Source organism: Helicobacter pylori FD535 (genome assembly GCF_000296015.2).
In the GTDB taxonomy this organism is placed as follows: domain Bacteria; phylum Campylobacterota; class Campylobacteria; order Campylobacterales; family Helicobacteraceae; genus Helicobacter; species Helicobacter pylori_CT.
Genome location: NZ_AKHP02000066.1, coordinates 1 through 11,711 on the forward strand (window position 1 = coordinate 1; position 11,711 = coordinate 11,711).

Consider the following 11,711-nt stretch of genomic DNA (forward strand, 5'->3'; position numbering starts at 1 on the left):
CTGCGGAATGAAAGAGTGGATAATGTCCGCCTTGTCAATCTCTGCTTTAATGTAAATCGGTTTAACTTTCAATCTCGTAATAAGCTTACTATCATTATCCTGTGTGACTAAAAAATAATAAATCGTTTTAGGATCGCCTTGGAAGGCTTTGATATGCTCTTTTTTAACTTCCTTACCTTTATCTTTGAAAATAAGCGTAATATCGGGTTCTTTCAAGGTCGGTTCTACTAAATGCAAATAAGCTAATCGGTGCTTAGCATCAGGCTTATTTTGTAAATGTTTAATGAAATTTTCTTTATTTTTAACACCATTAAAAGCGTTTAAAAAGCTATCAATATCAATCTCTCTCGGTAATTGCATGGGTTTGATAGCGTTCAAATCTTTCAAAAACGCTTCTTTGTCTTCTATGACCTTAAAGGCTCGTTCTTTAATCTCGCTTTCTTTAGCGCTTGTTTTGCTAACTTCTTTAATCCCCTTCTCGCTCTCTTTTTGCATGTCCTTCACGGCTTCTATCAAGCGCTTTAAAGTAGGGTTATTTTCGTTCGGCTCTCTATTGGCCATTAAAAGGTAATGCGTGAAGTCGTAAATATCAATATCCTTAAATTCCTTACTATCAGGGTTAAACATGTCCTTAGTAACATCTGCGATTTTGAAATCTTTCAAACCTTTTTTAATGTTATCGCTCTTTAAGGCTTCAAATAACGCTTTGCTCGGATCATCAAACCTCGCAAATCGTGCGACAGCACTTCCTAAAATCTCGCTAATGTCGCTCGTAGTTTGATCGCTCTTTTCAAACATTTCTAAAGAACTCGTTTTATAGAATTTTTCGCTCAAATCTTTCAGGCTCTCGCTTGTGGTTTGGTAATTCTTTAAATTCGCAAAACTGCGATCCATAATATCGCTTAAATAAGCGTTCAGGCTCACCTTAGGGAAATTCATATCATGGATTAAATTATGAAAACTCCCGGCGTTATCTACAAACATTTTTTTAACCTTTTCATAGCTTTTAATGTCGTTTGAAAATTCTTTTTGCCAGCGGTTGAGTAGTTCTATCCCTTGCGTTTTCGTTCGTGGCATGTTAAACATAAGCAACACTAAATTACTATCTGTTACATTAGGGTGAGTGGCCTTGTCAAAATTAAGGTTTTTAGCCACAATGTTTTTTAAAAAGTAAATGCTATCAGCGTCTAATTTTTGGTCTAATTCTTTCAATTTCGCTTCGTAATGGCTTAAAACCGCTATCGCATGATCACTCTCGCTATTGAATCGTCCTTGATTAGATGAAGCCGCTAAATTGTTGATCTCGGTATTGTTTAGGCGCTTGTTAGGTATCCGAACTAACAACTCGTCCGGTTTTAAGTCTATGTGGTAGTATTCCTTGATCGCTTTCTCGTAAGTGTAACGGCTTTTAGGCGTGAAGTTTAGCATGCCTTGGATTCGGTGGTTTCCTGCGATCACTTGCCCATCATGTAGAATGATTGGTAAATCTTCAAAACCTCCGCTCCCAAATATCTTTTTAGGGTCAAAATTTTGCGAAATGTTTTTGATCTGCTCTTCGTTCACTCGCATGCGTTTTTGCGTCCCGCCTGTGGTGAAGCTCGGTTTTAAGTCTTTGGCTTTCACGATCGCATAGTCTAGATCGTAAATCTCTCTTTCGTTCAATCTTACTCGGCTTTTAGGGATTTCTTTTAGCGCGTTCACGGGTATATCCTCTCCTACTTCTATTTTAGTCTGGCTTTCAATGTTGCCCGCATTGCCTCGCTCGTGTTCTAATTTCTTTTTTAAGGCTTCTTTACGCTTTAATTCTTGCTCTTTAGCTTTTAAAAACTCTTGTTCGCTTTCTAATCTTTCGCTTTCTAGTTTCTTTTGCTTCTCTAGTTGGCTTTTTTCTAATACAGATAAGGGCGGTTCTTGACTCGTTAAGCTTTCTTTAGTAAAATTGTTTTCATTAAGGTTTGAGATGCTATAGTTGATGCCATCTCTGTAATCGTTAGAGAGTGGCGGTTTGGTTTCTAACTCCCTTAATACCTTTTCATCTCTCTCGTAGCTAGTAACCACAAAATGATTATTTAGGTTGTTATTATTCCATGTGTTTTTTAGCCCAACTCTTATGTTATTTAATTCCACGCTAACGCGCCCTAAATCGTCTTTAAACAGCATCCCGTTCTCAATGACTTCAGGAATGGATTTTAAATTGTATAATAATACAATGTTTTAACTTAAATTCAACTTAAATTATAAAAGATTTTATAAGAATGTATATTTTTTAAAGATTATTAGTGAATTACCCAATCGCTTTAGCGGTTGGGTAATTCACAAAGGCTAATCAAAAATGTCCATTAAGGATAAAATGCTAATAAATCCTAAAACCATAAGCAATGTTAAACATTATATGACTCCTGTCAGAATACACATTGCGCGTTAAAGGCTGTGTCCCAGGCCCGTTAGGATCGATTGGAACATACATGCCACAATACCCAATACAATAGCCTTTTTTGGTGATATTGCCATAATATTCTAGTTTTAAATCCATTCTAATATTATACTTATTAGAAAAATAACTCAAAAAGAGCGCGAGACTCCTTTCATCAGCCCTTGGGCTATCCGTCCAACGGCCTAAAATTTTCCAACTAAACCCCCTATATTGTGAGCCTACATATAAAAACCCGTTAATAACATCAGCGCCAACAATATTGTTAATTTCTGCATCATAAATACTATTCGTCCAAATGTTATACCCCAAAGGATCCCCATAAATACCTATATCACCATTAGCGTTACCGATATTTTTATAGACACTGCCCCCAAATTGCCACTTGTTATAGTAAAAACGGGTGCGGAAGAAATAAGTTTGCCCGCTCTTTCCTAACGGCACTTGTTGGAAGAGGATAATATCATTTTGATTGGCCGGAGTGGCAAAAATGGGGAAAAACCCCACGAAAGTGCCTACAAAACGAAAACCCTTATTGTTGAAATTAGGGTTGGTGTCATAAGTGATATTAATGCCTGGTGCATACATTCTTTGAAAGATCGCATAAAAATAAGGGTTGATTTTTAGGTTGTCTTTTTCGTATTTCAAATCCGCTACCATTAGAGCCTTACCGCTTGTATAGTAACGCCCAAAATACCAAAACCAGTCGCTTGACGCTGAAGCCCTAGCGTCTGAATACATCACCCTTAACCTAGTGTCTTTGTATTTGACAAAGCCTTCAACCCCTTGAGTGTAAGAAGTGAACCAGTCATACTCTTCAGCATCATAGCGCCCCCCTTTCACGCCAAAACTGAATTTGTCTTTTTTGTAGTTGTAGCTCAAAAAAGCGTTATGCACCATGGCCAAACGAGGTTTTTGCACTTGCAAACCACTATGCCCCGCATACCAACCAATATATTGCCAAAAGATACCCGCCCCAAAAGGATCGGTCCTAGAGCCGGGTTGGCCGTTAGGGATATTGTTGCCTTGATAGGCGGTAGAGTCATAGGGGAGCGCTGCCATCATAGCCCCCACTTCCGCTCTCAAACCCTTGTATAAACCCATGCTCAAATTCAATTCGCCGAGCAAAGAAGTGTAGCTACCTGTAGGATAAATGTCTTTAGAAGGCTGGTATCTTTGGTTGTTAAAGCCAAACTTGGTATAGCTGCTCACCTTTCCAGCAATGCTCATGTTGAATTTATAAGCTTGAAGTTTGGATAAAAAGAGACTAGAAAAAAGCAAAAAAAATAGAGAGTAAGAAAAATATTTCTTAATTTCCAAAACCCTAACTCCCAAAGATATTAAAATAAAAATACAAAAAAGGCATATCTAAGAGATAGGGGGAGAACTCTCTTAGAAACTATAACTAATGTGTGTCATCAAATGGCTTCTGTCTTGGGTAATGCTTTTTGCGATACCGCCCATGTTTTGAGGACCTTGTGCGAACGCAGAAGATTCAAACAAACCATTATTCAAGTTAAGCGGCTGACCGTTTGGCCCAAGGAAACCGGTTCCAGGGTTGTAACCCGCACGGATTTGGAACTCTAACCATACGAGTTTGAGACCCGCTTTAACATGCTTGCTGAACTGATAGTCTAGATACATACCGATACCATATTCCAAAGCCCTTGGTGCGGTGGTGAAGCGCTGATAAACGCTCCAACTGAACTTACCATGCTTGCCTCCACCTTTAACATACTCGGTGAACGCATCAGCATCGGTAATGTTGTCAATCCCCGCAAACCCTAAGCTGTAGATACTGCCGACCCATTGTTCGATACCATCCACAGCGATGATGTTACCCCAAGTACCTAAGTTCATGTTAGGGTTACCAATGTTGAGATAAGCACCACCAACCACAAAGTAGTTGTTAATATCTATATGGTGGCGTAAAAAGAGCGTCGCACCACCAGGACCTTGCAAGCCGCGCCACTTACCATTATCCAAGAACGGATCCCAAGTGTTATAACGAGCGGGTGCGTAACGACCGTATTCAGCGTTATTCCAACGATAGTCATACAACGCATAGAAAGTCGTTCTGTTTCTCATGCCTATCCCTCTGAACTCAGGATTGGTATCATACTCTACTTTAAAACCGGGCAATGTGCCTACTTGTGGGATAAGATACACATAAGGGTGGATCATTAAATTCTTTGTAGGGCGATAAATGATACCCGCTTTATGAATACCCCAAGGCTTTTCACGATAGATAGGGAACAACCATTGACCATCAGCGATACCACGACCCCAAGAACTAAAGAGCAAGAATTTCATCTTGTTCGTAAGCTTGAAAGTCCCATAAAACCCTTGGAACAATTGGTAAATCCAATCCATTTGCTCCTGCTCAGTAACGTCAAAGCGCCCCATTACCATATGGACTCTGTCGCTATCATAGGTCAAATTCGCTTTATAAACTTCATAACGCCTTGAGCCACCAGGCAAGTAGGCGTTAGCCGGATAGTAGTTAGGGAACAAGCCGTTCCACTCACCCATATATTCCCAACCAATACCTCTAGGGTTAATGACACCACCTGGCCCTGATTGCTGCCACAGTTTAGTGGCATTCATACAAAGGCTCAAAGAGTCAGTGCCGCAAGAAGTTTTATCCCAATAGCTTGGGGGGGTAAAATCCTTCGCCCACCTATCATACCTAGTGCCATCATAAACTTGTCCGCCCAAAACACCGCCTAAATTCACGGTCCATCCCCTACCTAAATGCACAGACCCCTCTAGCTTACCCGTAAGGTTAACAAAAGTTTCTGTGGGATAGATACCTTTAACAGGGTTAATAGGCGAATGGTTAAAACCCACTTTGGAGAAGTTGATAAAATCCCCATGCACTTCATAAGTAACCGCCCCTAATGAACCCGTAGTGAACAATAGTGGTAAGGTAAAACGCTTTAGCAATGTAGCCGCAACTTTTCGTTTCTTTAATTTCATTCCTCTTCCTTACTTTACCTGAGAATAGATAAATTACTCTGTAAAAGCAATTGTAGCATAAAAGAATACAGAATTAGTTTAAAATCAAGCTAATTTTTCTTAAAAATCACAAAATTTAAAACGCAAGCTGATCATTGAAAGCTTTCATTGAAAGCTTGCTTATCGCATGCATCGCATGCAAATGAATAAGATAACCTTTAAAATCGTGTGAGAGATTGAAAGAAAAAGCGTTTTTGAAACCAAATAAGAAATTTATTGATACAATAATAAAATATAAAAACAATGGAGTTAAAGAATGAAAAAAATTGGTTTGAGCTTGTGTTTGGTTTTTAGCTTGGGTTTTTTAAAAGCCCATGAAGTGAGCGCTGAAGAGATTGCGGACATTTTCTACAAACTCAACGCCAAAGAGCCTAAAATGAAAATCAACCACACTAAGGGGTTTTGCGCTAAAGGCGTGTTCCTCCCTAATACGCAAGCAAAAAAGGATTTAGATGTGCCATTGCTCAATGAAAAAGAAATCCCTGCGTCCATAAGGTATTCTTTAGGAGGCGTGGCAATGGATGATAAAAGCAAAGTTAGGGGAATGGCGTTAAAATTAGAAAATCAAAACGCTAGTTGGACAATGGTGATGCTCAATACAGAAATCAATTTTGCCAAAAACCCTAACGAATTCGCCCAATTTTTTGAGATGAGGATCCCTAAAAATGGCAAGGTGGATGAAGCAAGAATCAAAAAGCTTTATGAAGAAGTCCCTTCTTATAGGAATTTTGCCGCTTACACCAAAACGATAGGGATCAGCTCAAGCGTGGCTAACACGCCTTATTATAGCGTGCATGCGTTCAGGTTTAAAGATAAGAAAGAAAAATTATGGCCTGCGAGATGGAAATTTGTGCCTAAAGAGGGCATTAAGTATCTTAACCCCCAAGAATTAAAGCAAAAAGATTCAAATTATTTGCTTTCTTCATTCCAACAACACCTTAAAACTAAACCCATAGAATACCAAATGTATCTGGTGTTTGCGAATAAAAATGACGCCACCAACGACACGACCGCGCTTTGGAAAGGCCAACACAAGGAATTATTAATAGGGACATTGAAAGTTGAAAAATACGAAGGAATGGGTTGCAATAAAGATGTGTATTTGCCTGCCGATCTCCCTAAAGGCGTAGAATCCCCCACTGATCCCTTATTCCAAATCAGGAATGAAGTTTATGGGATCACTTTTAGCAGAAGGCAATAAAAAGGCTAAGGCAAATCAAAATATAAGGGGGGAGTGGGATTTTTGTTTAAAGCGTTTAAGCGTGCCCACTAAAACACTTCTTCTCTTATTTGAGGCACACACACTCACGCTGAATGTTGGGCAAAAATAACGAACATTCAATCCACCTACCGCATTTTTAATGCTCTTATCTTGTATTTATTTAGGCCGTATTATGGGTTTTTATGAAAGCGGCTTATTAGGTATTTCTGTAATTTTGTAATCAAAAAAATCTTGCGGAATATTAAAAACGCTCTGCCCTTCCATTTGTTGGCGGGTTATCCAATTCAAATCATTGTCTTTGATTTTAGAAATTTCTACGCACGCTACTTGCCCGTTAAACAGATCAAAATGCGCCACAATAGTAGGAATTTTATCCGTTATCAAACGCTTTTTAGCTTCTAAAACTTTATGTTCTTTAATATCATTGATCCCTTGAAACCCGCTTTGAACTTCTAGCAATAAATGATTGTCTAACAAAAAATCGGCTTTAGGACTTCTTTTAAAGCTTTCTATGCTCTCAAAATTATCACCACCAAAAAATTTGATGGTTTCTTTTTGTGCACCAAAAAGACAAGCGATAAAATCCTTAAAAAACTCCGCTACCAAAAACCCACGCATCCAAGAAAAACAAACTTCTTCAGGTCTTCTGCCTTGATTGTTCAGCTTATAAATAATATGAGTATCCACCATCTTTGAAAACACTCCCTCTATGGAGTTTTTAAAAAAGCATTCCAATTCATACTCATTATATTTAAAACAATAAATACTATTGATAGCGCTAAAAATTTCAATCAGCCTTTTTTTGAGCGCGTTTAAATAATTGAAATCAACGCAAGGTTGTATGTCTTTAGCGCCTAAAAATTCCTTAAACGCATTTTGCGAACCAAAACCTAGTAATATTTTCTGTAATCCTTAAAATCGTTATTATCAAACATTTTTACCCCTTAAAAAATCAAAGACAGCATGAGCGAGCGCTACACTCAATAAAGGCGGCACGGCATTGCCAATTTGCAATCTTTTAGCGCTAGTGCTCCCACAGAATTTATAATTATCAGGAAAGCTTTGCAATCTTGCTCCCTCTCTAATGCTTAACGCTCTAGAGTCTCTTGGATGGATACACCTAGAACTGCTTGGGGTAGAAAAATTTCTTGTAATGGTGGGGGCTGGTTTTCCCCACCACATTTTGGCATAGGTATTAATATAACCACTTTTAGGGCGTAAATTTTCTGGCAAATCGTCTTTACTCTGTCCGTCTTTTAGCGTTTGCATGATTTTTATAAGTTTTTCATTGTTTTTAGGACTGCTATGCTCGCTTAATTCTTTAGAATTTCGCACAAATTCCAAAAAAACATTATCCGCATTTTTAAGATAACCTAAAGCATCACCATTTTCACCGCTTTGAATGGGTGGTAAATCTCCTAAAGCGTCTTTTAGAGAAAAATGCGTTTTTATGGGTTTGGGGAAGTGGAATTTTTGTTTAAAGCTTTTAAGCGTGCCCACTAAAATCACTCGCTCTCTTATTTGAGGCACACCATAATCTAGGGCGTTTAAAATGGCATGCTCTAAAACATAACCTCTCTCTTTAAAAGCGTTACAAATTTGTTTGAATAATTGCCCTTTTTGCATAGACAATAAACCCACCACATTTTCAAAAACAAATATTTTTGGTTTCACTAAATCCAAGAGCCGCAAATATTCTTTAAACAGATTCGCTTTTTCATCCATTTTTCTTTTGCCAAGGGTAGAATAGCTCTGGCATGGTGGTCCGCCTAGTAGGATATCAATTGAAACGCATGGTAAGTTGTGGCAATGAAGTTGCATAATATCGCATAAAATGGTTTGCGTCTCTTTATGATTGGCTTGATAACTTAAAATGGCGTCCTTGTCTATATCGTTAGCCCATATTAATTCAAAATGGGGGTGTGCAGAAAAGCCATAACTCAATCCTCCAGCGCCACAAAAAATATCTGCTACTTTATACAAGTTTTATTTTTTCCTTTCATCTGAACCCACACTTTTTAAATGGAGTAAAAACTTAAAGTTCTTTTTTTGAAATTGAATTAAGACTATTTCTTAATTTTTTAAAGTTCCGCTAGGTTTGTCAATCGCTTTTCTATGGACGGCCTTTTCTCTGTTTTGAGCTTTTTGAGTGATATTGGCATGCCCATCTTTAATATCATTTGGCCAATCTTTGCCTTACTCTTGCGCATTCCATTCGGGTAATGCGTCATTGTTATTGTTTCTATAATCCGTCAGGCAAGCTTGCTCTAAAAGTTTATAGCTGATGCTTGCATCTTTGATTGCACAAAAACCAAACAAGCCTTTCACTTGAGTTTCAAAATTAGGCTGATAAATCATGTAAAATTCTATTTTAGCCCCTGTGAGTATTGTGTGATAAAGAAAATACCACACGCCAAAACTTCTAATACTAGGCCTCCCTTTAACTCCCCCATCTTTATAAATATTGAGCGTGCTTTTAATCCCACCATCTGCTTGAGAGCCACCGATTTTTTTAATCTCACCATCCACTACAATTAAATACACTCTGGCCACATTTTGAGTTAAAATATTTTGAGATAAAGATTGATTGTTTTCATCTTTTAAATCCTTAAGATAGTTGAAATTTAACTTTGTGCTGTCTTTCATGTATTCTACATCAGCGATTTTAAAGGCAGTTTTGACTTCACTAATATGCATTTTTACTCCTTGATAATCAATAACTCATGGGATTGTTTGACATGGTTATTATCGCCTCTTTCTAAGCGATTTTTACCCATTCTGATCTCGCCTTGTCCCATAGTGTATTGCCAAGATGGTTCTAAAATTTTAAAATCTTTATAAGCATTCCTTACAAATTCGCAGTCGTTATAACTTAAAATAAATGGCCCTTTATGCCTTTTTAGCATGTGAGCTAACACTTCATGTTTAAAACCATTATGGTGGATAGGAAAATTACGCATAGGATAAATCCCCTTAAACATTTTAGAATTTTCTAACACATAAGGAGGGTCAAGATAGAAAAAATCATTAGGATAAGCGAGCAACACTTCTTCAAAACTGGAGCATTCCACCTTTAAACTAGGAGCGTTAAAACCTTTAATTTTTAAAAGGGCGTTTAGATAGCGTTGTTTGTCAGTGTAAATTTTACTCATCCACCCTAAAAATCCTGGTCCATAGCTTAAATTAAAGTTAAAGTAATAATCTCTAGCCAAAATTAAAGGGTCTAAAACGCATTCTTTTTTATAATGGGCTTTTAACTCTTGTTTGATAATGTTGTAAGTTTCTTGCGTAGGTTCTAAAGAGAGCAAATGATTATAAAGAGCTTGTTTGTCTTTGAGCAACACTTGATAAAAATTCACTAAAATATCAAAAATATCAAAGCCCAACACTTCGCCCAACACTTCTAAACCCAACTCTGCCGCGCATGCAATTTCTACGCTCCCCCCACCTATAAAAGGGCTAATCATCCTACGCACGCCATTAGGTATATACTCCACTATTAACCCTACAGCTAAAGACTTGCCTCCACCATATCTTAAAGGGGCTTTCATGTAGCGTTTGTAACGCCCATTATTGGAGCGTAAATTGCGCAAAAAAACATCTTTTTTACTAGCGTTTTGGTTGAATAAATTGGCATGCATTCCAAAAAATTCTATTTATTTTTTCGCCCTTTTCCTCATGTTGGGGTCTAAAATCTTTTTTCTGATCCTTAAATTCAAGGGGGTAACTTCTAAAATCTCATCTTCTTCAATCCATTCTAACGCTCTTTCTAACACCATCGTTCTAGGCGGGGTGAGTTTGATCGCATCATCGCTCCCGCTCGCTCTCATGTTGGTTAAATGCTTGGATTTAATGGGATTGACATCTAAATCATTATCCCTGCTGTGCTCGCCAATGACCATGCCCACATAAACCTTAGTTTGGGGGTTGATAAAAAGCGTGCCTCTTTCTTGGATATTGAAAAGGGAAAAAGCGGTCGCTTCGCCATTTTCCATGCTGATTAATGCCCCATTTTTGCGCGATTCCACGCTCCCGCTGAAAGGGCGGAATTCTAAAAAGCTATGATTCATCACGCCTTCGCCCTTAGTGTCGGTTAAAAACTCGCTCCTATAGCCGATAAGCCCTCTTGCAGGGATTTCAAATTCTAATCTTGTATAGCCGTCGCTCATGGGATTCATCGCTTTCATCTCGGCTTTTCTTTTGCCTAATCTCTCAATGATAGCCCCGCTAAAATCTTGAGGCGTGTCAATCACTAAATGCTCAAAAGGCTCGCATTTAACGCCATTTTCTTCTTTAATGATGACTTCAGGGCGTGAAATGCTAAACTCAAACCCTTCACGGCGTAAATTTTCAGCTAAAATAGTGATTTGCAATTCCCCACGCCCGCTCACTTTAAACTTGCCCTCGCCCATTTCTTCGCATTTCATAGCGATATTGGTTTGCATTTCTTTTAAGAGCCTGTCTTTCAATTTATTAGCAGTAACATGCTTTCCTTCCAACCCGGCTAAGGGCGAATCATTGACGGCAAAATACACGCTCATCGTAGGCTCTTCTAAATGCATGGGATCTAAAGGCATGGGGTTAGCAGGATCAACGACGCTATCGCCCACATCCATTGCGTTAAAGCCGGCAATCGCTACAATATCGCCCGCATAAGCGTTTTCAATCTCAGTCCTAGCCAGCCCTAAAAAGCCTATAAGCTTAGTGATACGGCCATTTTCTTTACTCCCATCGCTTTTCATCAACAGCACGCTTTCATTCTTTTTAACCGAGCCGTTAAACACTCTAGCGATACCGATTTTGCCTACATAATTGTCATAATCAAGCGTAAAAATTTGCATTTGCAAAGGCTCATCAACGCTCCCGCTAGGGCTTGGCACATGCTCTAAAATCGTTTCAAACAAAGGCTCTAAATTTTTCTTTTCATCGTCTAAACTTTTCATCGCATAGCCATCTCGTGCAGCAGCATACACCACAGGGAAATCCAATTGTTTATCGCTAGCCCCCATCGCTACGAACAAGTCAAAAACTTCATCCACC

Annotated in this window: 6 protein-coding genes and 3 pseudogenes; 1 reads left to right on the forward strand and 8 read right to left on the reverse strand. The window is 38.5% G+C overall.

Features of this window, described 5'->3' with window-relative positions:
• The 3 genes and pseudogenes from DV63_RS16500 to hofC all read right to left on the reverse strand — a co-directional run.
• Positions 1 to 2,160, reverse strand: a pseudogene (locus DV63_RS16500) (DUF3519 domain-containing protein); the annotation flags it as partial.
• Positions 2,161 to 2,353: 193 nt separating this feature from the next.
• Positions 2,354 to 3,751 (reverse strand): outer membrane beta-barrel protein HofD, encoded by a 1,398-nt coding sequence (gene hofD, locus DV63_RS16505; protein WP_020982488.1) that lies wholly within the window; start codon positions 3,749 to 3,751, stop codon positions 2,354 to 2,356.
• A gap of 72 nt (positions 3,752 to 3,823) precedes the next feature.
• Entirely contained in the window at positions 3,824 to 5,410 is a 1,587-nt protein-coding gene (gene hofC / locus DV63_RS16510; RefSeq protein ID WP_000768607.1) for an outer membrane beta-barrel protein HofC, read from the reverse strand.
• Between the two features lie 295 nt (positions 5,411 to 5,705).
• On the opposite strand from hofC, the gene DV63_RS16515 reads away from it, so the two are divergent.
• Entirely contained in the window at positions 5,706 to 6,650 is a 945-nt protein-coding gene (locus tag DV63_RS16515) for a catalase family peroxidase (protein WP_000719558.1), read from the forward strand.
• 201 nt (positions 6,651 to 6,851) lie between these two features.
• Here the strand turns inward: DV63_RS16515 and DV63_RS16520 are convergent.
• The 5 genes and pseudogenes from DV63_RS16520 to DV63_RS0209545 all read right to left on the reverse strand — a co-directional run bounded on the left by DV63_RS16520 (position 6,852) and on the right by DV63_RS0209545 (position 11,710).
• A pseudogene (locus DV63_RS16520) lies at positions 6,852 to 7,606 on the reverse strand (restriction endonuclease).
• Complete coding sequence (locus DV63_RS16525; RefSeq protein WP_000278637.1) at positions 7,599 to 8,654, reverse strand: DNA cytosine methyltransferase; 1,056 nt, start codon at positions 8,652 to 8,654, stop codon at positions 7,599 to 7,601. Before DV63_RS16525 ends, DV63_RS16520 begins: the two are co-directional and overlap by 8 nt.
• Positions 8,655 to 8,744: 90 nt before the next feature.
• Positions 8,745 to 9,368: pseudogene (locus DV63_RS16530) on the reverse strand (GIY-YIG nuclease family protein).
• Between the two features lie 2 nt (positions 9,369 to 9,370).
• The gene (locus DV63_RS16535) at positions 9,371 to 10,312 is read right to left on the reverse strand and encodes a DNA adenine methylase (protein WP_000543257.1); all 942 of its coding nucleotides are present in this window, start codon (positions 10,310 to 10,312) and stop codon (positions 9,371 to 9,373) included.
• Between the two features lie 15 nt (positions 10,313 to 10,327).
• Positions 10,328 to 11,710 carry an EF-Tu/IF-2/RF-3 family GTPase gene (locus DV63_RS0209545; protein WP_017179685.1) on the reverse strand — a complete coding sequence of 461 codons (1,383 nt, stop codon included), beginning with the start codon at positions 11,708 to 11,710 and terminating at the stop codon, positions 10,328 to 10,330.
• Position 11,711 lies beyond the last annotated feature (1 nt).